Consider the following 23,258-nt stretch of genomic DNA (forward strand, 5'->3'; position numbering starts at 1 on the left):
TTGAGAAATAGCTATAGTACGCGGCGTACACCATCGATTGCGGCAAGTTCAGTGTACAAAACTTCGATATGATCTTTGCTGGTAACTGTCACGCGGATAGTGATGGAGTGATAGCTACCTTTGCTCGATATTCTGGTCGAGGGTGAGTAATCACCTGGAGCGTGTTTTTGAACTACTGCCACGACTCTGTCAGTTAACGTTTCATGGGCTTCACCGACAACCTTGAAAGGAAATGCACAGGGGAAATCCATCAGTTCATCAAATTTAGTGTCTAACATGCTCTGTACTCTTAGCGGCTATATTGGGATATATATGGTGACGATTATAACTGATTCAAGGGTGATACACTCCCCAAAAAATAAAGCCACCTAAAGGTGGCTTTATTTATGGGATTAGACTTAGCTAAACCAACCTGAAAACAGTTGTTTGAAGTAATCAACTAATTTGCTAAACCAGCTACCTTCGTTGACTTCTTGTAATGTCACTAACGGGAATTGAGCGATATCTTTACCGTCAAGTTGGAAGAATAAACGGCCTACAGTCTCACCTTTCTTTAATGGCGCATCTAATGGCTTAGTGAGCTCAAAATTCGCTTTTAAGTCTTTACCGCGGCCACGGTTGATGGTGATCGGTGTGTCAGTTGCCACGCCTAAATCAACAGTGCTCTTGTCACCGTACCAAATTGGTTGAGTGATAAAGCTGTCGCCCGCTTTATAAGGTGTCACAGTTTCAAAAAAGCGGAAACCGTAGGTTAATAATTTCTTGCTTTCAGCTTTACGAGCTGACTCACTTTGAGTGCCCATCACCACAGACACTAAGCGCATACCGTCTTTAGTCGCAGAGGCGACTAAGTTGTAACCTGCTCCTGAAGTATGGCCAGTTTTGATACCGTCTACGTTCATGCTGTTATCCCACAACAAACCATTACGGTTATATTGTTTGATACCATTGAATGTATAAAATTTTTCGCTGTAGACGCGATACTCTTCTGGTACGTCACGAATTAACGCAGCGCCCAATAATGCCATATCATAGGCGGTCGATTTGTGGTTTTCAGCGTCCAAACCGTGGGAATTTTCGAAGTAGCTATCACGCATACCAAGTTGTTTCGCCCATGAATTCATCATATCAACGAAAGCGCCCTCAGTACCGGCGATATGCTCTGCCATGGCTACACACGCATCGTTGCCTGACTGAATAATAATTCCACGGTTTAAATCACCCACTTTTACCGTTGTGCCGACTTCGATGAACATCTTAGATGAATCAGGGAAGTTTTTGGACCACGCATTTTTACTGATTGTTACATCATCTTCGGCAGACACATTGCCCGCTTTCATTTCTTGACCGATAACATAACTGGTCATCATCTTGGTTAAGCTGGCAGGATTTAGACTTTCGTATGCGTTACTTTCAGTAATTATCTGGCCCGAATTATAATCCATCAAGACGTAAGCCTTGGCGGCAACTGCAGGCGCATCAGGTGTAATAACAGGCTGCGCAGCATAAGCGGGGAGTGAAACACTGGAAATTAGCAGCAATGTTTTAATGGGACTTTTTACAAAATTCATCATTAACTGGGCACGTCTTTTGGTTATATTAAATGGAAAGGATTCGAGAAGATCTTCAACAGTGTACCACTTTCGGACAGTAGTTTTTAGTGAAGGTTCCTTCATCTCTATTTTAAATCTATTCTTGTCAGAGCAAATAATGATTACTCATGGACGATATAACTCTGAGGAAAACCATTTTGCTGAACTTTATTTAGCAACTTTTCGGCTAACTCAGGCTGCCCGATAGGGCCTAACTGTAGTCTAAACATGTTGTTTACGGCCTGTACACGGGTCTTAACTTGATATTTTTGTTCAAGACTTTTTGCCATGGCATTCAGTTTTGGCTTATCTTTTGAGGCGACTAATTGAACGTAATGATGGCCAGTATCCTGTGCACTCGCCATACCTGAATAGGTTGCGGCTTCACTACCAATATAGATCACATCTAATTTTATCCGTGCGGTGCCAGTACCCAACATACCAAGCTTATAGGCCGCGGCGTAGGATACATCGAGTATACGATCCGAATGGAATGGTCCTCGATCGTTAATACGAATGATGACCTGTCGATTGTTATCTAAATTGGTAACCCTAGCGTAACTGGGTAATGGCAGTGTTTTATGGGCGCCGGACATAGAATACATGTCGTAGGGTTCACCATTAGAAGTCTCGTAGCCGTGGAATTTTTCTCCATACCAAGAGGCGCGGCCCGTATCACTATAGCCTTGGCCTGTATTCATCACCGTATACGATTCGTCATACACGGTATAAGGTTTATTACCGCGGCGACTATAGGATTCAAATTTAGGTACTGCGTTTTGCACATGATCCACATTCGGTGGATTAAGCGGCAGTTTGTCGTTTTTCAGCGAATATCGACCCTTATTAGGATCCATATTTTTTTTGCTGGCTTTGGTACTGGTAGGGCTCGATTTATTCGTACCTGAGCTTGAAGAACACGCTGCAAGGGCAAAGCACATCATCACAGCCGCAAACGCGAAAAGACTATTTTTGAGTTGCATGCTGTTCCTTTAATTGTTGGCTAAATTGATAAACGGCCATTGAATACAAAGGACTGCGATTATAGCGAGTAATTACATAAAAGTTATTTAAGCCAAGCCAATAGTCACTGTGATCCGCTTGCTCAAGTTCAATCAGTAAAGCCTTTTGTGAGATATCGATATCTCTTGAATCTGCTAAAGCTAAAGTTGGCGTTAAAATATTGGCCACTTTATAGTTTAGCTTTTCACCTGCCCATACTTTGGCTTTGGGCGCAGTTTTGCTGTTATTGACCAAAGGCAGGGCAACCGGAGCATTGGCTTGCCAACCATGTTGATGGAAATAATTAGCCACACTACCAATGGCATCCTCTGGACTTTGTAATAAATTACGGTTACCACTATTATCGAAATCGACGGCGTAATGGCGGTAGCTTGAGGGTATAAATTGCCCGTAGCCCATAGCACCCGCATAGGAACCTTTAAGGTTATTAATATCTAAGTGTTCTTCTTTGACTAAGGCCATTAACTCACCAAATTCTTTACGGAAAAAGGTGGCTCGAGGTGGGTAGTGGAACCCTAAAGTATAGAGAGCATCAATAACAGGGTAATTACCCATGTATTGGCCGTAGAAGGTTTCAATTCCGATAATGGCAACAATAATTTGCGGGTCAACCTGGTACTTAGCCGCGGCTTTAGCAATGGTTTTCTCGTGTTTTTTCCAAAACGCGAGCCCAGCATCAAGACGCTTTTCAGTTAAGAATATGGGGTAGTAGACATGCCAAGGCTTGGCTTCCCAAGGTCGAGTCATCGCATCGATAACGCCTTGGTTATATTTTGCTTTGTTAAGGAAGGTGAGCACCTCTGTGCGCGTAAAACCTTGTTTAATTTGCGCTTGAACAAACTCTTCTTTTAGTAATTCAGGGATCATCGGAGCAGGAGTATTAACCGCCTCAATAACCGTTGGCGTACTTGTTAGTGCGGTTTTCGGCGGTGTTGGTTCATGTGCGGTTGTGCATGCGACTAGACATGAACTGACACAAAAAAGACCTAGTGGAGCCAAATAAGCTCGAAGAATAGGCATAAAAAAGTCCCTAAAATTATCTATCTACAAAACGTCTATGGGTATGAATGCTCATAAGAATGCCAAACCCTGTCATCAATGTCAGCATGGAAGTTCCACCATAACTCACAAGGGGCAGTGGTACACCCACCACAGGCAGGATACCTGAAACCATGCCAATATTCACAAAAACATAAACGAAGAAGGTCAATGTGATACTACCAGCGAGTAGACGTGCGAAACTGGTTTGCGCCTGAGAGGCGATGACTAAACCGCGACCTATGATGTACAGATACATAATGAGCAGCAAGATACTTCCGACTAAACCAAACTCTTCACCTATCACCGCAAAGATAAAATCAGTATGGCGCTCAGGAATAAACTCGAGTTGTGACTGAGTTCCATCAAGCCAGCCTTTACCCCAGAGTCCACCGGAACCAATAGCAATTTTTGACTGAATAATGTGATAACCCGCACCGAGAGGATCTTGCTCGGGATCAAGCAGAGTTAATACCCGTGTTCTTTGGTAATCGTGCATCAAGAAATACCAAAGAATGGGCAGAAACGCTAAGACTGCTACAGTAAAACTGCCTAGAATAGCCCAATTCATTCCGGATAAAAACAGCACAAAAATACCAGATGCTGCGACCAAAATCGAGGTGCCTAAATCGGGTTGTTTAGCAATTAGCAGTGTAGGGACGAGTAAGATCACTGCGGCGCCTGCAAGGTAGCGTTTTTTGGGTGGCAGAGGAAACTTACTGATATACCAAGCCATAGTAATGGGGAAGGCGAGTTTTATCAGCTCTGAGGGTTGAAATTCCATAAAACCTAAGTTCAACCAACGCTGGGCGCCTTTGTTTATTTCACCAAAGAAGTGCACCCCAAGGAGCAAAACGATCCCCGCTAGGTAAATAGGTAATGCCCAACGCTTCAGTGCTTCTGGGTTAATTTGCGCCATAGTGAACATGATGCCCAGCGACAACAGCATGCGAAGCAATTGTCGCTCCATCATCTCGAGATCTTCACCGCTGGCAGAATAAATAACGAACAAACCAAAGATCATTACGACGAGTAGACCAAGCAATAATGGCACATCGATATGCAGGCGTTGCCAGAGGGTTTGATGTTGACTGTGGCGACTCATGGTGTGGTTTTCCAAGTATCTCTAAGCATATATTCATCGAGTATGGCGCGGGCAACAGGGCCGGCATTTGCGCCGCCCCAACCTGCGTTTTCCATCACGACAGAAATAACAATTTTGGGGTCTTCGAAGGGCGCATAGGCCACAACTAAGGCATTATCGCGAAAGTGTTCAGCAATCTTGCTGGCATCGTATTTGGTATTTTCAGCTACGCCAATCACCTGCGCCGTACCGGTTTTCATCGCAGCCGTATAAGGCGCATCAGTAAAGCGTGATTTATGAGCTGTTTGACGCATGGCTTCGTTAATAATATTCCAGTTACGCGCATTTTTTAGCTCAATGGGCGGCAATTCATTAATCGGCGAATCTTCAGTCGTGGTATTGCTTTTAACCGCTCTTAGTAAATGGGGTGGAAAACGGCGGCCTTTGTTAGCCATAATACCTACCGCATTAGCCAGTTGTAATGGCGTTGCTGTCCAGTAACCTTGGCCAATTCCCACAGATATGGTGTCACCAATATACCAAGCTTGGTTGTATTTCAATCGTTTCCATTCTTTAGACGGCATATTACCGGCCGACTCTTCAAAAATATCAATACCGGTATTTTGACCAAAGCCAAATTGCTCCATAAATCGGGCAATATGATCGACGCCAACCTTATAAGCGAGTTCGTAGAAAAAGGTATCGCAGGATTCTGTAATGGCATTATAAACATTGACCCAACCGTGACCCCAACGTTTCCAGTCTCGGTATTTACGCTCAACGCCAGGAATTTGCCAGAAACCGGGATCCCATACACGAGTATTTTCCGTAATGGCTTTCTCATCTAAGCCAAGCAGTGCGAGGTGAGGTTTGATAGTCGATGCCGGTGCATATTGGCCTTGAGTCGCCCGGTTGATTAAAGGGCGTGACTTATCATTGAGTAACGCGCTGTAATCTTTATTATTAATCCCTTGTACAAACTGGTTTGGATCGTAACTTGGGCTCGATACCATGGCTAAAATACCGCCATCACGGGGATCAATAGCCACAATAGAACCGCGCAAACCACTGAGTAACTCAACGGCTTTTTGTTGTAGTTTGAGATCTAAAGTGAGGTAAATATCTTGGCCAGGTTCCGGTGGAACAATTTTTAAGGTACGAATTGCGCGGCCACGGTTATTAACTTCTTCTTCTAAATGCCCGGGTTTACCGTGTAGTAATGCTTCATAAAATTTTTCAACGCCTTGTTTGCCCATATCCTTAGTCGCGGCATAGTTTTTCCATAAATCACTGCGCTCTAATTGGGCTCTGTCGCGGGTATTTATTTTGCCAACATAACCCAATACATGAGTGATCTGTGGACCGTAGGGATAATTCCGTTTCAGACCTGCTTCGACGGTAATGCCAGGAAATAAATGTTGGTTCACGCTAAAAATTGCGACTTGCTCTTCGGTGAGCTGATTTTTTAGTGTCAGTGGTTTGAAACGGCGATGAAATTTTAGCGCCTCGGTAAAGGTTTCGCGTTCATCCTCACTGATCTCTATTAATTTGCCTAATTCATCTAAGGTATTAGACATATTACTGATTTTTTCAGGCACGATATCGAGGGAGTAAAAAGGTAAATTCTCAGCTAAGAGCACACCGTTACGATCGTAAATAAGGCCACGACTTGGTGCAATCGGGACAACGCGGATACGGTTATCGTTAGAGCGAGTTGCATAATCTCTATAAGATTCAACCTGTAAGTGATAAAGGTTGGCCACTAATACGCTTAATAGAGCAAAAACGGAAAAAAAAGTGAATAGCGCTCGGCGCTTAAAAAGAGACGCCTCTGCGGCGTGATCATGCATTGTTATCCGCTTTTTTGGCGACACTTATGCTATCTCCGGCTGATCCCATGACGGGTGACTGACACTCGTTAACATCAAGATCCCGCTATTCTCTATGGTAGGGGTGATTCGTGTTCACGCTCCACGCGCGATACAAACTTTCGGCGACCACAACCCGCACAAGTGGATGGGGTAAGGTTAATGCAGACAGGCACCAACTTTGATTTGCCGCTTCTTTGCAGGCTGGCGCTAATCCTTCTGGTCCGCCAATGAGTAAACTAACGTCGCGACCATCGAGTTGCCATTTAGTCATTGCGGTTGCCAGCTCGGGAGTCGTCCAGTTTTTACCCGGAAGATCTAAACTAACAATATGATTACCTTTGGGAATAGTTGCCAACATTTGTTCGCCTTCCTTTTGCAGGATCCGGACAATGTCGGCATTTTTCCCCCGCTTTCCAGCGGGTATTTCGATGAGCTCCAGCGCCATATCACGGGGAAAGCGGCGCTGGTATTCTTCGAAACCACGGGTAACCCAATCGGGCATCCGTGTTCCTACTGCGATGAGCTGCAACTTCATCAGTCTTGCTTTTCTGACCAGAGTTTTTCAAGCTGGTAGTATTCACGGGTTTGATCTTGCATAACGTGCAGGATCACATCACCCATGTCCACAAGAACCCATTCACTGCTTTCACGGCCTTCAACACCTAAAGGTGGAATTCCAGCTTTTTTCGCTTCAACCACAAGGTTTTCGGCGATAGCTTTGACGTGAGTCTTTGACGTACCTGAACATATGACCATGTAGTCAGTGATGTTAGATTGCTTGCTGACATCCAGAACAATAACGTCTCTGGCTTTCAAGTCGTCGATCTTGTCGACAACAAATTGTTTTAATTCCGCGCTTTGCACGCTGGCGTACCTCATTAATTTTAAATAGCGCGGTAGTATACCAGTGTTGTGCCTCGGAATACATTGCCATTGATAGTTGAGTGAGCGATATCTACTTAAGGTTGGGGTTAAGGTAAGTAAAGTCGTTGATTTTGGATGTAATCTAGTGTGATGGGCATCAGTAAATTGGTAGGGATTACACCTTGTGTCAGTTGTTCACGTATTTGCGTCGAGGAAATATCCTGTGGCGTAACTGTGACGGGGAAAATTAGCCCACAATTTTTTTGTTTATAACTGGCAGGCCTTTCTAGCGAGCCTTGGCTGCGAGCTGTCAATATCTGCTGCATGGGGTGACTTACATCAAGCTGCCAACCGGGCCGCTGGCAAACCACAATATGCGCAAAGTCAAACAGGCGTTGCCACTGATACCAGCTTTGCAATTGGATAAACGAATCCATTCCCATGATAAAAAATAGCTCATCTGTAGGGTATAGGTTGTTGAGCTTTTCAAGCGTGATAACGGTATAGGAAGGAGTATTGCGTTTGGCTTCGATATCGCATAGCTCAAAGCCATCGAGCTGCTGACACACATCATCAACCATTTTAAGGCGCTGCGCTGTAGTGATATTAGGTTGTTGTTTGTGGGGCGGAATATGGTTAGGCATCAGTAAAACTTTATCTAACGCTAATGCCTGCTTAACCTCCATTGCAGGGCGAATATGTCCATAATGGATAGGGTCGAAAGTGCCACCTAAAATACCAATACGCATACAAACCCTCTGGTTAGCAGATGATTAGTCAACGGTTATATGTGCCAGATGCCGGTGGGCTCTAGGATCAAATAATAGACACAGATGGCTTAGGCCTGTCCAATCCTCTTTACCCTGTTGTTTTAAATTGAGCTCAAGTTTGGAAGCCAGAGCGAGCATATGCTCGAGCTGTTCAAGGCTAAGACGTTGTAACGCCGCTTGATACAGAGGTTTGCGCTTATCCCAAATCCGATGTTTGCCCCAAAGTGCGCTCAGCGCCGCGCCTTGAGCTTGTTCGCATTTTAAATTGAATAACAAACCAAGTTCTTTAAACAAGGCCCACAGCAGGATGGGTAAGGCAGTGCCTTCGCCATTGAGCTGGGTCAGCATATGCTGGGCGCTATTTTGTTTATTATTCAGTAGTGCATCGGTGAGCTGGAATACGGTGAAACGTGACTGGTCTTCAAAATAGTGGCTAAGTTCATCGGCACTGATAGATTGCGTCGGGCTTAGGAGTTGCAGTAACTGCATAGCTTGGTCGGCCGCCAGTAAATTACCTTCATACAAGGCATGCAGCATAGCGCGGGCATCAGCTTGTAGATTGAGCTTAAAGTGCTTAATACGGCCATCAAGCCAGCGCATAAACTGCTCGCCCTCGGGCGTAGCGCAGGGCAGATACATGCCATGGGCATCTAAGGTTTTAAACCATTTACTATTAGTTTGCTCAGTCGCGAGCTTTGGCCCTTCGATAATCAACAGCATATCGGGATTAGGCGTCTGCAATAGTGCTTGCAGTGTGCTAGAGCCTTCGGCGCCGGGTTTAGCTTGGGGAAGCGTCAGTTCAATCAGGCGCTTACTGGAAAACAGGCTCATAACCTGCCATTCCTGAGTCAAATCGTGCCAATTAAACCCAGTCTCTTGGATGAGCTGGACTTTTTCATCAAAACCTTGGCGCTTGGCTAATTGGCGAATTTGATCTTTGCTAGTTTCTATCAACCAAGGATCATCACCAAAAATCATATAGCAAGGCAATAGCTGGTTAAGATGACGGGAGAGTTGATCGGGATAGACTCTCATTTAATCGTAGTCCCGCATTTAATGATTGCCCTGCATTAATTCACCTCAGTGCCGGCCATTGCTTGCAGAATTTGATCAGCAGCTTGGATACGCATTTCCTTGGTCAGCAATTCCATTTCGCGGCTCTTTGCTAATGCGGTACGTGGATCGTCTAAATAGTCGCGGCGGATTTCAACCTTAAAAGGCTGTGCTTCTTTGCCCGGTAGTGCCACAGCAAACTCGACTAAATAAATTAACTCATACTCGGCAACGTTACCCGTGGGATACAAAGATAAGGTCGAGCGTGCTAAAGAATCGGTGATTAGCCTTAATACCGGAACATCATTGGTCTCCTCAACAACTTTAATATTGTTCAAGCGTAGGCGTTCACGCACTAAGCGGGTGAGTTCACTGTATTCATCCGCGCTACTCAAACTTAGCTGATTGAGGGCATCAGGGATCTGATAGCTACGTTGAAGCTTAAAACCGCAACCGGTACTGGTCATGATGACCAGTGCCATGATTGCGAAGCATATGCGTTTGATTAGCATAAGTTTTCGCGGTTTCCTATTAGTTTGCCACTATGCTGAGCAGTTTGCCCGGCACATAGATAACTTTACGCACAGTCAGGCCGTCTAGGTATTTGATCACGTGTTCATCACTCATGCCTAAGGCTTCTACTGATTCTTTATCAGCATCGGCGGCAACGGTGATTTTTGCGCGAACTTTGCCATTGACTTGCACAACGATAAGCTTGCTGTCTTCAACTAGCGCAGCTTCATCAACGATTGGCCATTGGCTATCTTCAATGTTGCTTGCATTGCCTAACTCGTTCCACAAGTTAAAGCTAACATGCGGAATGATAGGGTACAGCAAACGCACTATGGCCGATAAAGCTTCACCGATAATGGCGTTGTCTTGACCTGTGGTTTGTGGCGCTTTTTGCAGATGGTTCATCAGTTCCATCACGGCGGCAACCGCAGTGTTGAACATCTGACGGCGGCCGATATCGTCGGTCACTTTCGCAATCGTCTTGTGGACTTCACGGCGCAGCGCTTTTTGTTCAGTATTTAACTTGCTGACATCTAAGGCTTCGCTGTTGTCTTGGTTTACATGCTCGTTCGCCAATTTCCACAGACGTTTAATGAAGCGGTGTGCGCCTTCAACGCCTGATTCTTGCCATTCCAGAGTTAATTCTGGAGGCGAGGCAAACATCATAAATAGGCGAACCGTATCGGCGCCGTATTTTTCGACCATCACTTGCGGATCGATACCGTTATTTTTCGACTTAGACATCTTGCTCATGCCAGTATAAACCAGCTCGTTGCCGTCTTTGTCGATAGCTTTAGTAATACGGCCCTTGTCGTCTTTCTCTGTGGTCGCTACATCTAAAGGTGATACCCATACGCGGGCGCCTTTTGGATTGATGTAGTAAAACGCATCAGCCAACACCATACCTTGGGTTAGCAATTGCTTGGCTGGCTCGTTAGAGTTAACCAGACCCGCATCACGTAGCAACTTATGGAAGAAGCGGAAATACAACAAATGCATACAAGCGTGTTCGATGCCGCCAATGTACTGATCGACTGGTAGCCAGTAGTTAGCTTTAGCAGGATCGAGCATTTCGTCTGCATGCGGGCTGCAGTAACGGGCGTAATACCAAGAGGATTCCATAAAGGTATCAAAGGTATCGGTTTCGCGCAGCGCATCTTGACCGTTAACCTGGGTTTTTGCCCATTCTTTATCGGCTTTGATTGGGCTTTGAATACCGTCCATCACCACATCTTCTGGCAGTAATACTGGCAGTTGATCAGCAGGCGTTGGGATCACAGTGCCGTCGGCTAAGGTCACCATCGGAATAGGTGCACCCCAGTAACGCTGACGTGAAACGCCCCAATCGCGCAGACGATAGTTAACTTGGCGCTTGCCTTTACCTTCAGCGACTAACTTATTCGCGATGGCATTAAAGCCCGCTTCAAAGTCTAAACCGTCGAATTCACCCGAGTTAACTAGGATGCCTTTTTCGGTGTATGCGGCTTCGTCAATGGCGACTTCACCATCAACTGGCTTGATCACGGCTTCAATCGCTAGATCATATTTTTTCGCAAACTCGAAATCACGTTGATCGTGGCCAGGAACCGACATCACAGCACCAGTGCCATAGTTCATCAACACAAAGTTAGCTGCCCAAATAGGTACTTGCTTACCGGTTAATGGATGAATGGCGAAAAGACCTGTAGCGACACCGCGTTTTTCCATAGTCGCAAGTTCGGCTTCTGATGTTGTGCTGTTTTTGCACTCGTCAATGAAGGCTGCAAGCTCGGGATTGGTTTGCGCGGCAAGCTCAGCTAATGAGTGACCGGCAGCAATGGCTACATAGGTTACGCCCATTAAGGTATCTGGACGGGTGGTATAAATATCGAAAGTGTTGGCTGTGGCAGAGCCGTTGCTATCAGCCACGCCAAAGGTGACTTCAACTCCTTCACTACGACCAATCCAGTTACGTTGCATGGTCTTAACCTGTTCAGGCCAGCCATCTAAAGTATCCAGATCGTTTAATAATTCTTCGGCGTAATCAGTGATCTTAATAAACCACTGTGGAATTTCTTTCTGTTCGACAGGTGTATCACAGCGCCAGCAGCAGCCATCTTGTACTTGCTCGTTTGCCAGTACGGTTTCATCGTTTGGACACCAGTTGACCGAAGCCGTCTTTTTGTAGACTAGGCCTTTCTCGTACAACTTAGTGAAGAACCATTGTTCCCAGCGATAATATTCTGGGGTACAAGTGGCGATTTCACGGCTCCAATCGTAACCAAAACCTAATAGTTTCAGCTGATTCTTCATGTACTCTATGTTTTCATAGGTCCATGGCGCAGGCGCAGTCTTGTTGTTGATTGCGGCATTTTCTGCAGGCAAACCAAATGAGTCCCAACCAATAGGTTGGAGCACGTTTTTGCCTTGAAGACGTTGAAAGCGTGCAACTACGTCACCTATGGTATAGTTGCGTACGTGTCCCATGTGGAGTCTGCCAGAAGGGTACGGAAACATTGAAAGGCAATAAAACTTTTCTTTGCTTGCGTCTTCAGTGACTTCGAAGGTTTTGTTGTCATGCCAGTGCTTTTGCACTAAGGCTTCAATTTCTGAGGGATTATATTGCTCTTGCATCACTCTATTTCCGGCAGTGCCGCCTATTATTTGATCTAACGCCATATCAGCGCGAGTAAGATCTGCATAGAATAAACTAGAAGCGATGTATTAAAAAGGTTCGTATGAAGGAGTATTGGTTATGAATGATAGAAGTAACGTGTTATTAGGACTGTATCAATCCTTAATTGCCGAAGTGAAATCTCAGTTTGCAGAAGATAACACTATGACTGTAAAGAATTTATTTAATTCTGTCACTCAAGGGAAAGAATTTTTACGCCTTAAAGAACAGGCTGGGGAAGATGAGCTCGCTTTAGTGGAACAATTTTTAAAGCGTGATATAGCGAGCTTTCTGCGTGAACAAAACGCTGATAGCTTTAGTCATAGCCCAACAGTTATCACTTTAGAGAATACGCTTTGGCATTGGCTCAGCGAAATAACCGACCGCAGTCAAGTAGAATGGCATGAGTTAACGCAAGACTTTAAGCATCATGGTTATTACCAGAGTGGCGATATTGTGAACCAAGGCATCATGGTATGCACTAACTGTGGCAATGAAATGAGTATTGAATTCCCAAGTACGATTTCTGATTGCCCTGAATGTGATAATGGAGAATTTACCCGCGAACCCCTCACGCCTTAACGAGCTTATTGTGTAGCAATAAAAAACGACGCATTTGCGTCGTTTTTTATATAAGAACTCGACGCTAGGACTTATTAGCTACTTTATCTATAACTAATGAGTCAACCTTAGCGATTGATAACATATTGTGCCGCAGGCTTACATCACTGGCTTTGCTGGCTAGCTAATTGGGTGCTGTATAGGTTAGCGTGGTGGCTGTTTTAACGCTGGCTTGTAATTGGTTTTTGGGTTTGTACTCAAACCTATTAACTTCAATCGATAAATTTAGACGCGGCAATCCCCGCCAAAATCCCAAGTACAATAATCATCACGACGAACTCAATTAAGCTAAAGCCTGCCGTATATTTTTATTGACTTGGTCATACTTGGTTTAAATCCTATTACCTTTTAAAACGTCGACCAAGGCCCAGTAAAACCAGTAAACCGCAGACTATGAGTAATGGCGTTTGGCCTATTTTTGCAAACCAAGTTTGTCCTGTGACTAATGGAATCGTTGCGCTGAGTACGCCGGTTTCAAACTGGGGTAATGATGCGGTGATATTGCCATGTTCATCAACCACAGCCGTTACGCCATTATTGGTTGCCCGCAATAAAGGTCGTCCCAATTCGACTGCGCGCATTTGGGCGATTTCCATATGCTGTAATGGGCCGTTTGAGCTACCAAACCAAGCATCATTAGAGACAGTTAATAGGATATCGGTTCCTAGATTGACGCTGTCGCGTAATTGCTCAGGGAAGGCAATTTCATAACAAATGGCTGGCGCAATTTTATGGCCTAAGGCACTTAGATTTGGCTGTTGATATTCGCCTCTGGCAAAGGAGGACATAGGCAAATTAAAGAAAGGCGCAATCGGGCGCAACAGTGCTTCAAAAGGCACAAATTCGCCGATAGGCAATAGGTGATGTTTCTTAAATTGATTACTGCCATCGCCCTCATAATCTGGGCCTGTTTGTTGTTTTTGATTGTGATTACCAAGCACAATCAATGAATTATAAAACTTATTGTTTTGATGGCTAATAATGCCAGTAATGATTGATGTATGATTTAGATTGGCGACTTTATTGGCGTTATCTAAAAAGTCTTGCACCATAGACTCGGGCGCAGGGATAGCGGCTTCTGGCCAAATAATGATATCGGCATCCAGATGTTCGCGGGATAAATCCATATATTTTAACAGTGTTGGCCATAACGCGTCGGGTTCCCACTTCATGCTTTGGGGGATATTACCTTGCACCAGTGCCACTTTGACATTTTCACCAGTAGGATGAATGTTAGACAGTGTCGGTGTTATCCAAACGGCTAAAAAACAGGCTAGCAGTACAAACAGTAAACTTTTATAACGCTTAACAAAGCACAAAGCCAATGCGCCAGCGAGCATTGCCAGCACAAAACTTAAGCCTAGTGCACCTATAATACTCGCAAGGGGTTTTAGCGGCCCTTGAGTTTGCGAGTAACCGGCCCATAACCAGGGGAAACCGGTCATCACCCAGCCGCGAGCCCACTCGGTTAAGGTCCACAGCGCGGGGAAGAGGGCTAGATTACGCCAAAGACTTAACTTGGTTGCACTATCATCACTATCATCGTTGTTGAGCGTTTTGGTTAACCACGACAGTACTAAACCGGTTAGCGCGGGATATAAGGCTAAATACAAGGCTAGCAAGGCCATCAAGCCAACAGAGGCGATGAGTGGCATGCCACCAAAGACATCCATGCTTACATGTACCCAGCTGATTCCTATAGCAAAACAGCCAAATCCAAAGCTTAGCCAATAGTAAAAGCTCGCCTTCGTGCTAAGCATTCGGCTATGCCAGAGGGCAATGGCCATAGCAAACGGATAGATAATCCAAATGGAATAGGGCGCAAATGAAAGCGCCGTACTGGCGCCAAGGGCAAATGCCAGTATGAGTCTCAAAGCACAAGGTCGGGACTTTTGTTGGGCAAAAGCCCGAATTTGTTTAAGCACGAGTGATTAGTCTATGTCTTGGTTAGTATTAGTATCGGGGAGTTTAATTCTGAGTTGGATCAAACGTCTGGTATCAGCACTAATAACTTTAAATTCAATGCCTTCAATGTTGATGCTCTCGTTACGTTCAGGCAAATGACCAAAGGCATGTGAGACTAAACCACCGACGGTATCAAACTCTTCATCACTAAATTCAGTATTGAATTCTTCATTGAAATCTTCGATTGGCGTTAAGGCTTTGACCATATAAACCGTGTTGCTTATTTTACGGATCTCGGTTTCTTCGGTGCTATCGTGGTCAAACTCATCTTCAATCTCGCCGACAATTTCTTCTAAAATATCTTCGATAGTCACCAGTCCCGATACGCCGCCATATTCATCGACCACGATCGCCATATGGTAACGTTGCGAGCGGAATTCTTTGAGTAGCACATCAACACGTTTGCTTTCTGGCACCACAACGGCAGGACGGATAACGCGTGAGAGAGAGAAAGGCTCGTCACTGTTAGAAAAACCATAAGGGATTAAATCTTTGGCTAGTAAAATACCTTCGATGTGGTCTTTATCTTCGTTGACGACAGGGAAGCGCGAATGGCCAGAACCTATTACAGTAGCCAGTAACTCTTCGACCGAGTTATCTATCTGGAGGGCGACAATTTGAGCTCTTGGGATCATAATATCCCGAACACGCATATCAGAAACATCTAATACACCTTTTATCATTTCGCGAGTGTCTTGGGTGATCAAATCGCGCATTTCTGCACCATCAATCACATCGACTAGATCTTCGCGATTTTGAGGTTCGCCCTGAAATAGCTGACTTACTCTATCAAACCAACTTTTTTTGTGGGCGTTTGTACTAGGGGGGGTGTCGTCGCTCATAGTTTTCTCATTAGCGTTGATAGGATTATCTTGGCTAATTTACTGTTCCTTATATGGGTTGGTAAAACCTAACGTTTCAACGAGCTGGATCTCTAATGACTCCATCTCTTCAGCTTCTTCATCTTCAATGTGATCATAACCTAATAGATGCAAGCAGCCATGTATAACCATGTGTGCCCAGTGTGCCTCTAAGGTCTTTTGCTGTTCACGGGCTTCATTTTCAACGACAGCCGCACAAATAACAAGATCTCCGAGTAAAGGAAGATCAATTTCTGGCGGAGCCTCAAAGGGAAACGATAATACATTAGTCGGTTTATCTTTGCCGCGATAGGTATTATTGAGCATTTGGCTCTCGCGGTTATCAACGATTCGTATGGTGAGTTCAGCTTCATCCATACAATTGCCAATCGCAGTGCGAGCCCACAGCGTAAACTGCTCATCGGTGGGCAACCAGTCACTTGTGGCAGCATGTTGGATATCCAGTGCTAACTTAAGACTCATGTGCTGCGGTTTCCTGCTGTTGTTTTTGATACTGACTTTCTTTATGCGCTTTTAAGGTTTGTTCTTTTAAATCAAAGGCCTCATATGCCTCAACAATGCGCGCAACGATAGGGTGGCGTACCACATCTTGCGCGACAAAAAAGTTAAAGCTGATTTCTTCTACTTGGCTTAATACTTCAATAGCGTGGCGTAAGCCTGACTTTTGATGCTTAGGTAAGTCGGTTTGAGTAATGTCACCGGTGATCACTGCACGGGAATTAAAGCCTATGCGAGTTAAGAACATCTTCATTTGCTCTATGGTAGTGTTTTGACTTTCATCAAGGATAATAAAAGCATCATTTAAAGTACGACCACGCATGTAAGCCAGTGGTGCCACTTCGATGACATTTTTCTCGATTAAACGTTCTACTTTTTCAAAACCCAACATTTCAAATAACGCATCATAGAGTGGACGTAAATAAGGATCGACCTTTTGACTTAAATCACCGGGTAAGAAACCGAGTTTTTCACCGGCTTCTACCGCTGGACGAGTCAGTAGAATTCGGCGTACTTCTTGTCGCTCTAAGGCATCGACTGCCGCGGCTACCGCAAGGAAAGTTTTACCGGTTCCCGCGGGGCCTATACCAAAGGTAATGTCGTGGCGAGTGATATTAGCCACATATAAGCTTTGATTGGGGTTACGTGGCTTAATGACACCTCGGCGGGTTTTGATATTGATACTGCTATCATCACTGTCGTCAGCTTGCTCTAAGGCGATAGCTTCTTGAATGGCGATATGTACTTGCTCAGGTTCAATATCGGGCGTACTGCCTTTAACCGTTTGGGTTTCAATATAGAGTTCTTTGAGCAAGTTATTAGCGCTTAAACAATTACGTGGCAGGCCAGTGATCTGAAAATGATTATTCTTGCGGACAATCTCAACACCGACACGACGTTCTATTTGCTTAATATTGTCATCTAATGGGCCACATAAAGAGGCTAAGCGGCGAGTTTCTGCGGGTTCGAGATACAAGTTCATGGTGGTTAATTTACTGGACAAATAAGACTCCCAATCGCAAATAATAAAATGTAGGCACGATATTATTTCAGTATCGTTATGTATCCTCAAACCAGCTTAACATGCTGAAACCGCTATCTTGAGGACTTGAGTTATGTTGTCAGTTTACGAGCCATAATTGATAATTGCTAACGGAAAATCGCAATCGATAGCGTTAATAATATAAAGTACAACAAAACAGAAGGGCGACAATGTCGCCCTTTTAGATATAGGTACGGTTTACGCTAATTTAAAGCCTATGGCTTAAATTGTGTCACGCCTAGCTCATCATCTTGCTTATGCTTAGCCAAAATATCTGATGGGCGTAAGCTACGGCGTAGATCCATTTCATCTTCACCACGAACAAAAATACCGCGCAATGAGTTAGTGTAAACGTCAACAATTTCCACATCTACAAACGTGCCAATGTGCTTTGGCAGGCCTTCAAAGTTCACTACTCGGCTATTTTCGGTGCGTCCGCGCAGTTCCATTGGATTTTTTACCGACGGACCTTCAACCAGAATACGCTGTACTGTGCCCATCATATGGCGGCTGTAGCGCATAGCTTGCTGAGTAATACGGTCTTGCAAAATGGCGAGGCGCTGCTTTTTCTCTTCCATATCAACATTATCGGGTAAATCTGCTGCTGGCGTACCCGGACGTGCACTGTAGATAAAGCTAAAGCTGTGGTCGAAACCTATGTCTTCAATCAACTTCATGGTGTCGGCAAAGTCTTCTTTGGTTTCGCCAGGAAAACCAATGATGAAATCAGAGCTGATTTGAATGCCTTCGCGGGCTTTACGCAGACGGCGAATAATTGATTTATATTCAATCGCCATATGACCACGTTTCATTGCCGTTAGAATACGGTCAGAGCCCGATTGCACGGGTAAGTGTAAAAAGCTCACTAGCTCAGGGGTATCTTCGTAAACGTCGATAATATCCTGGGTAAATTCAATTGGGTGGCTAGTGGTAAAACGCAGTCGGTCAATGCCGTCAATTGCCGCGACATAACGCAGTAATTCTGCAAATGTACAGATAGCCCCATCATGGGTAGCGCCGCGATAAGCGTTCACGTTTTGGCCAAGCAGGTTCACTTCGCGCACACCTTGTTCCGCCAATTGGGCGATTTCAAGAATGATGTCGTCCGATGGACGGCTGACTTCTTCACCGCGCGTATATGGTACGACGCAGAATGAACAATATTTACTGCATCCTTCCATGATCGATACAAACGCAGTTGGGCCTTCGGCGCGAGGCTCTGGCAGGCGATCGAATTTTTCGATTTCAGGGAAGCTGATATCAATAACAACTTTGTCACCACGACGAACTTGATCGATCATCTCTGGTAAACGGTGCAAAGTCTGTGGGCCAAAAATAATGTCAACACACTGGGCTCTGTCTTTAATCGCTTTACCTTCTTGCGAGGCAACGCAGCCGCCCACACCAATAATCAAATTGGGATTTTTATCTTTAAGCGTTTTCCAGCGCCCTAGCTGATGGAACACTTTTTCCTGCGCTTTTTCGCGGATAGAACAAGTGTTAAGCAAAAGGATATCTGCTTCAGACGCTTCGTCCGTCAAGGTGTAACCTTGATATTCGTTTAATAGATCAGCCATCTTGGATGAGTCATACTCATTCATTTGACAGCCCCAAGTCTTGATATGGAGTTTCTTACTCATCAGTTGTGTCGCCTAAGATGACCAATAAAAATAGCGCGACATTTTACCTGCAGTTACGGCTGCTGACTAGCTTTGTCCGCAATATTAGCCGTTGGCTTTTATAGTGCGTAATCCCCCTATAAATACTAGGTTTGATATGCTGACTGCGACACTGTTGTTCTAACTTGCTGAGCATTAAGGCTTTCCGCTTAAATCGAGGCAAGAATAGCGATTGTCTCACGGATTTTTATACTAAAACCACTCAATATTTCCGTGAAATCTTGAACTAAGGCATAATCGAACGGGGGCGATCGAACATGGGTTTAGGCAGTGTGGGATAAATCGCTTGAGTACATATAAAGGAAGGGCATTAGAGTGGTAACTAAGATGAGCCAGATTAAAGAGACCCGTGCAGCGTTGGCATCCGATGCGCTGCATTCTGACATTATTCGTTTCGATGTGATTTTAGTCGGTGGCGGTATGGTCGGCGCAGCGACGGCAATTGGTTTAGCCCAGCAGGGCTTGCAAGTGGCAATAATCGAATCTTTCGCGCCAGAGGCTTACCATGCGGAGCAGCCGTTAGATGTGCGCGTATCGGCGATTAGTGTCGCCTCTGAAGCACTACTTGAACGTCTTGGCGCCTTAGAATCACTACTTAACATGCGTAATGTGCCTTATCTTGGCCTAGAAACCTGGGAACTTGATGGCTGTATTACCCAATTCCACAGCGCACAAATTGGCGCCAGTCACTTAGGCCATATAGTAGAAAACCGTTTAGTCCAACTTGCACTTTGGCAACAGATGACGCAACTGGATGGCATCGCCTTATATTGCCCAGATAAAGTAACAGCGTTTAGTCGCGATAGTGACAGCATCACTGTGCAGTTACAATCGGGGATCAAACTCGCGGCTAAGCTCCTAGTGGGCGCCGATGGTGCTAACTCGCAGGTGCGTCAATGGGCAGGAATTGGTATTTTAGGTTGGGACTATGCCCAGTCGGCCATGCTTATCAATATCAGCACAGCGCAAGGACAGCAGGATGTGACTTGGCAACAGTTTACACCCCAAGGGCCACGGTCCTTATTACCGCTGCCCGGCAATAATGCTTCGCTGGTGTGGTACGACGATGCCAATCGAATAAAACAGTTAATGCAGCTTAATCACAAACAGCTTGCTGAGCAGATAAGAGTGCATTTCCCAGCGCGTTTGGACGCTGACTTTACCGTTGAGAATAAAGGCAGCTTTGGCCTCACTCGTCGCCATGCTCAGCGCTACTACAGTGATAATATCGTCATTTTAGGCGATGCGGCTCACACCATCAATCCGTTAGCTGGCCAAGGAGTTAACCTAGGTTTTAAGGATGTAGAAGCATTTGTAGCGGTCATAAAAGACGCGTTAGCTCAAGACAAAATGTGGTGGTCAAACGAAGTGCTTGCCCAATATCAGCGCCAGCGTTATCGCGATAACCAACTGATGATGACAGCGATGGACTTGTTCTACGCTGGGTTTAGCAACGATATTCTGCCACTTAAACTACTGCGTAATGGCGCGTTAAAGCTGGCAAATATCAATTCACCGATTAAAAAGACTGTGCTCAAGTATGCAATGGGGCTTAATTAATTCTGAGTTGTGCGGTGTTCTTACCCTGTGGGTTGACGTGACATTTGTTGACTGGGGCTTTGAGTGCTAAAATGCCGCGTTTTTAGTAGCTATAGTCAGTTCAGTCGATACTTTGCGCGACGGGCTTTGACGAAATAACGATATTGAGTGCCATGAGCGAAATAAAATTAATCGTGGGTCTGGCTAACCCAGGCGCCGAATATGCACAGACTCGTCATAATGCCGGTGCTTGGTACGTACTTGAGTTGGCTCGAATTTGCGGTGCGACTTTGGTGGCCGACAGTAAGTACTTTGGGTTAACTGCTAGAGTCGTGTTACACGGTAAAGATGTCCGTTTATTGATCCCAACCACTTATATGAATCTAAGTGGTAAAGCGGTTGGCGCATTAGCGAATTTTTTTCGCATTTTGCCAGAAGAAATTCTAGTCGCACATGATGAGCTCGATTTACCGCCTGGCGTGGCTAAATTCAAACTCGGTGGTGGCCATGGCGGCCATAATGGTTTGAAAGATATTATTGCTAAATTGGCTAATGATAAAAACTTCTACCGTTTACGTTTGGGTATCGGCCATCCCGGTGATAAAAACCAAGTGAGTGGTTACGTACTGGGTAAAGCGCCTGCCAAAGAGCAAGAGCTTATCGAGGCGGCGATAGATGAAGCTGTGCGCGCCACTGAAATATTGTTCAAGCAAGACATGGTTAAAGCCATGAACAGATTACACGCTTTTAAAGCGGAATAGGTTTTGCGTTAAGTGAAACTTGCGTTAAGCAAATTAATCATTCAGTAATGTGCTGCCACAGGGCAGCACAACTAAAACTCGCTGATGAGTGTGACTTGTCAGCCAATAATTGAGAGAAAGGTAAGCATATGGGTTTTAAATGCGGCATTGTTGGTCTTCCTAACGTAGGCAAATCGACGCTTTTTAATGCGTTAACTCAGGCAGGTATCGAAGCGGCTAACTTCCCGTTTTGTACTATCGAACCTAACACGGGTGTTGTGCCTGTGCCAGATCCACGTCTAGATGCGTTAGCGGCGATTGTGAACCCACAACGAGTGCTGCCAACAACCATGGAGTTTGTCGATATTGCAGGTTTAGTGGCGGGCGCATCTAAAGGCGAAGGCTTAGGTAACAAATTCCTCGCTAACATCCGCGAAACTGACGCGATTGGTCATGTTGTACGTTGTTTTGATGATGACAATATTGTGCACGTTGCTAACAAGGTTGATCCCGCTGGTGATATCGAAGTGATTAACACTGAATTAGCTTTAGCAGACTTAGATAGCTTAGAGCGCGCGGTACAACGTCAGCAAAAGCGTGCTAAAGGTGGCGATAAAGACGCTAAATTTGAAGTAGACGTATTAGAAAAAATGCGTCCGATTTTAGATGAAGCGAAAATGCTGCGTTCAATGGATTTATCCAAAGAAGAACTGGATGCTGTAGCTTATCTGAACTTCTTAACCTTAAAACCAACTATGTATATCGCAAACGTGGCAGAAGACGGTTTTGAAAATAACCCACATCTTGATGCCGTGCGTGCGATTGCGGCGACTGAGAACGCGATTGTCGTTCCAGTATGCGCCGCGATTGAATCTGAACTTGCCGAAATGGAAAGTGAAGAACGCGAAGAGTTTATGGCGGATTTAGGTTTAGAAGAACCCGGTCTTGATCGCGTTATTCGTGCTGGTTATGAATTACTTAATCTGCAAACCTATTTTACCGCGGGCGTAAAAGAAGTACGTGCTTGGACTGTGCCCGTTGGTGCGAGTGCTCCGCAGGCCGCAGGTGTGATCCATACCGATTTCGAACGTGGTTTTATTCGTGCCCAAGTGATGTCATTTGATGACTTCATTGCCCATAAAGGCGAAGCAGGTGCGAAAGAAGCGGGTAAATTACGCGTAGAAGGTAAAACCTATATTGTTAAAGATGGCGATGTAATGCATTTCCTCTTTAACGTGTAACGACGACTGTATAAGCTATTAGTATTGAAAAGTTAAGCTAAGTACGAGTAATAGTGCGTTATTTAGCACATCTGTTGCTCAGTTTGGTGAAGTAATAGCCGAACAGCTTAGCCTAAGGGAAATAGCGGAAAAAAGCTGTTGACCTAGATACCTCGAATAAGCATAATACGCCCCGTTCCTCGCTGAGAGGGGCGCGTAATATTAAAGTGGCAATGTAGCTCAGTTGGTTAGAGCACAGCACTCATAATGCTGGGGTCGCAGGTTCAAATCCCGCCATTGCTACCATTATATGAATAGTGTTGTACAACATTCACTTAATGAAATACTACACATTGACGGTAACGTTCATCTTTCTAGATGTTAAACAGAGCAGTGCGGGAATGGTGAAATTGGTAGACACGCCAGATTTAGGTTCTGGTGCCGCAAGGTGTGAGAGTTCAAGTCTCTCTTCCCGTACCATTTAAAATGTAATTTAGAAATATCGGCAATAGCGGATGTTTGTAACAGAGTTAGTTGGGGTATCGCCAAGCGGTAAGGCACTGGGTTTTGATCTCAGCATACCTAGGTTCGAATCCTAGTACCCCAGCCATT

The 23,258-nt window shown here is 45.0% G+C and carries 21 protein-coding genes and 3 tRNA genes; 7 read left to right on the top strand and 17 right to left on the bottom strand.

All coding sequences use genetic code 11. The features are described 5' to 3' along the window. Window positions 1-11: 11 nt before the first annotated feature. The 12 genes from ybeD to leuS all read right to left on the bottom strand — a co-directional run bounded on the left by ybeD (window position 12) and on the right by leuS (window position 12,421). Window positions 12-278, bottom strand: coding sequence for a DUF493 family protein YbeD (ybeD, locus tag BW947_RS00535; RefSeq protein WP_076496367.1), 267 nt, complete (start codon window positions 276-278; stop codon window positions 12-14). 120 nt (window positions 279-398) lie between these two features. Further along, the gene (locus BW947_RS00540) at window positions 399-1,574 is read right to left on the bottom strand and encodes a serine hydrolase (RefSeq protein ID WP_076496369.1); all 1,176 of its coding nucleotides are present in this window, start codon (window positions 1,572-1,574) and stop codon (window positions 399-401) included. A 140-nt stretch (window positions 1,575-1,714) separates the two neighbouring features. Beyond that, window positions 1,715-2,575, bottom strand: a complete 861-nt coding sequence (locus tag BW947_RS00545) for a septal ring lytic transglycosylase RlpA family protein (RefSeq protein WP_076496372.1) — start codon at window positions 2,573-2,575, stop codon at window positions 1,715-1,717. After that, window positions 2,559-3,635 carry a lytic murein transglycosylase B gene (gene mltB, locus BW947_RS00550; RefSeq protein WP_076496374.1) on the bottom strand — a complete coding sequence of 359 codons (1,077 nt, stop codon included), beginning with the start codon at window positions 3,633-3,635 and terminating at the stop codon, window positions 2,559-2,561. The genes BW947_RS00545 and mltB overlap by 17 nt, the downstream gene beginning before the upstream one ends. Window positions 3,636-3,651: 16 nt before the next feature. After that, window positions 3,652-4,758, bottom strand: a complete 1,107-nt coding sequence (rodA, locus tag BW947_RS00555) for a rod shape-determining protein RodA (RefSeq protein WP_076496377.1) — start codon at window positions 4,756-4,758, stop codon at window positions 3,652-3,654. Then, on the bottom strand, window positions 4,755-6,611 hold the full coding sequence (gene mrdA / locus BW947_RS00560; protein ID WP_076496380.1) for a penicillin-binding protein 2: 1,857 nt from the start codon (window positions 6,609-6,611) through the stop codon (window positions 4,755-4,757). The genes rodA and mrdA overlap by 4 nt, the downstream gene beginning before the upstream one ends. 61 nt (window positions 6,612-6,672) lie before the next feature. Further along, the gene (gene rlmH / locus BW947_RS00565; protein ID WP_076496382.1) at window positions 6,673-7,143 is read right to left on the bottom strand and encodes a 23S rRNA (pseudouridine(1915)-N(3))-methyltransferase RlmH; all 471 of its coding nucleotides are present in this window, start codon (window positions 7,141-7,143) and stop codon (window positions 6,673-6,675) included. Continuing rightward, window positions 7,143-7,472, bottom strand: coding sequence for a ribosome silencing factor (gene rsfS / locus BW947_RS00570; RefSeq protein WP_076496385.1), 330 nt, complete (start codon window positions 7,470-7,472; stop codon window positions 7,143-7,145). Before rsfS ends, rlmH begins: the two co-directional genes overlap by 1 nt. A 107-nt stretch (window positions 7,473-7,579) precedes the next feature. Continuing rightward, window positions 7,580-8,221 (bottom strand): nicotinate-nucleotide adenylyltransferase, encoded by a 642-nt coding sequence (nadD, locus tag BW947_RS00575; RefSeq protein ID WP_076496387.1) that lies wholly within the window; start codon window positions 8,219-8,221, stop codon window positions 7,580-7,582. Between the two features lie 24 nt (window positions 8,222-8,245). Further along, window positions 8,246-9,277, bottom strand: coding sequence for a DNA polymerase III subunit delta (gene holA, locus BW947_RS00580; RefSeq protein WP_076496388.1), 1,032 nt, complete (start codon window positions 9,275-9,277; stop codon window positions 8,246-8,248). A 35-nt stretch (window positions 9,278-9,312) separates the two neighbouring features. Then, window positions 9,313-9,807: an LPS-assembly lipoprotein LptE gene (locus BW947_RS00585; protein ID WP_076496389.1), complete on the bottom strand. Its 495-nt coding sequence runs from the start codon at window positions 9,805-9,807 to the stop codon at window positions 9,313-9,315. A gap of 19 nt (window positions 9,808-9,826) precedes the next feature. Next, window positions 9,827-12,421 (bottom strand): leucine--tRNA ligase, encoded by a 2,595-nt coding sequence (gene leuS / locus BW947_RS00590; RefSeq protein ID WP_076496390.1) that lies wholly within the window; start codon window positions 12,419-12,421, stop codon window positions 9,827-9,829. A gap of 121 nt (window positions 12,422-12,542) precedes the next feature. Here leuS and BW947_RS00595 point away from each other — a divergent pair, with 121 nt between their 5' ends. Then, window positions 12,543-13,043, top strand: coding sequence for a zinc ribbon-containing protein (locus BW947_RS00595; RefSeq protein ID WP_076496391.1), 501 nt, complete (start codon window positions 12,543-12,545; stop codon window positions 13,041-13,043). A gap of 380 nt (window positions 13,044-13,423) precedes the next feature. On the opposite strand, the gene lnt is transcribed toward BW947_RS00595, so the two are convergent. The 5 genes from lnt to miaB form a co-directional block, all read right to left on the bottom strand. Continuing rightward, window positions 13,424-15,007, bottom strand: a complete 1,584-nt coding sequence (gene lnt / locus BW947_RS00600; protein ID WP_076496392.1) for an apolipoprotein N-acyltransferase — start codon at window positions 15,005-15,007, stop codon at window positions 13,424-13,426. A 6-nt stretch (window positions 15,008-15,013) separates the two neighbouring features. After that, on the bottom strand, window positions 15,014-15,889 hold the full coding sequence (gene corC, locus BW947_RS00605) for a CNNM family magnesium/cobalt transport protein CorC (RefSeq protein WP_076496393.1): 876 nt from the start codon (window positions 15,887-15,889) through the stop codon (window positions 15,014-15,016). A 39-nt stretch (window positions 15,890-15,928) separates the two neighbouring features. Beyond that, window positions 15,929-16,390 (bottom strand): rRNA maturation RNase YbeY, encoded by a 462-nt coding sequence (gene ybeY, locus BW947_RS00610; protein ID WP_076496394.1) that lies wholly within the window; start codon window positions 16,388-16,390, stop codon window positions 15,929-15,931. Further along, window positions 16,380-17,429 carry a PhoH family protein gene (locus tag BW947_RS00615; protein ID WP_076496395.1) on the bottom strand — a complete coding sequence of 350 codons (1,050 nt, stop codon included), beginning with the start codon at window positions 17,427-17,429 and terminating at the stop codon, window positions 16,380-16,382. The genes ybeY and BW947_RS00615 overlap by 11 nt, the downstream gene beginning before the upstream one ends. Before the next feature lie 254 nt (window positions 17,430-17,683). Beyond that, entirely contained in the window at window positions 17,684-19,108 is a 1,425-nt protein-coding gene (miaB, locus tag BW947_RS00620) for a tRNA (N6-isopentenyl adenosine(37)-C2)-methylthiotransferase MiaB (RefSeq protein WP_076496396.1), read from the bottom strand. A gap of 366 nt (window positions 19,109-19,474) precedes the next feature. Here miaB and BW947_RS00625 point away from each other — a divergent pair, with 366 nt between their 5' ends. The 6 genes from BW947_RS00625 (at window position 19,475) to BW947_RS00650 (ending at window position 23,256) form a co-directional block, all read left to right on the top strand. Then, window positions 19,475-20,707, top strand: a complete 1,233-nt coding sequence (locus tag BW947_RS00625; RefSeq protein ID WP_076496397.1) for an FAD-dependent monooxygenase — start codon at window positions 19,475-19,477, stop codon at window positions 20,705-20,707. A gap of 152 nt (window positions 20,708-20,859) precedes the next feature. Then, window positions 20,860-21,447 (top strand): aminoacyl-tRNA hydrolase, encoded by a 588-nt coding sequence (gene pth / locus BW947_RS00630; RefSeq protein ID WP_076496398.1) that lies wholly within the window; start codon window positions 20,860-20,862, stop codon window positions 21,445-21,447. A gap of 128 nt (window positions 21,448-21,575) precedes the next feature. Continuing rightward, window positions 21,576-22,667: a redox-regulated ATPase YchF gene (gene ychF, locus BW947_RS00635; protein WP_076496399.1), complete on the top strand. Its 1,092-nt coding sequence runs from the start codon at window positions 21,576-21,578 to the stop codon at window positions 22,665-22,667. 208 nt (window positions 22,668-22,875) lie between these two features. Continuing rightward, window positions 22,876-22,952, top strand: a tRNA-Met gene (locus BW947_RS00640). 89 nt (window positions 22,953-23,041) lie between these two features. Beyond that, window positions 23,042-23,126: transfer RNA gene (locus BW947_RS00645), tRNA-Leu, on the top strand. Between the two features lie 55 nt (window positions 23,127-23,181). Then, window positions 23,182-23,256: transfer RNA gene (locus BW947_RS00650), tRNA-Gln, on the top strand. Window positions 23,257-23,258: the final 2 nt, after the last annotated feature.

The sequence above is a fragment of the Shewanella morhuae genome, from assembly GCF_900156405.1.
Lineage (GTDB): Bacteria > Pseudomonadota > Gammaproteobacteria > Enterobacterales > Shewanellaceae > Shewanella > Shewanella morhuae.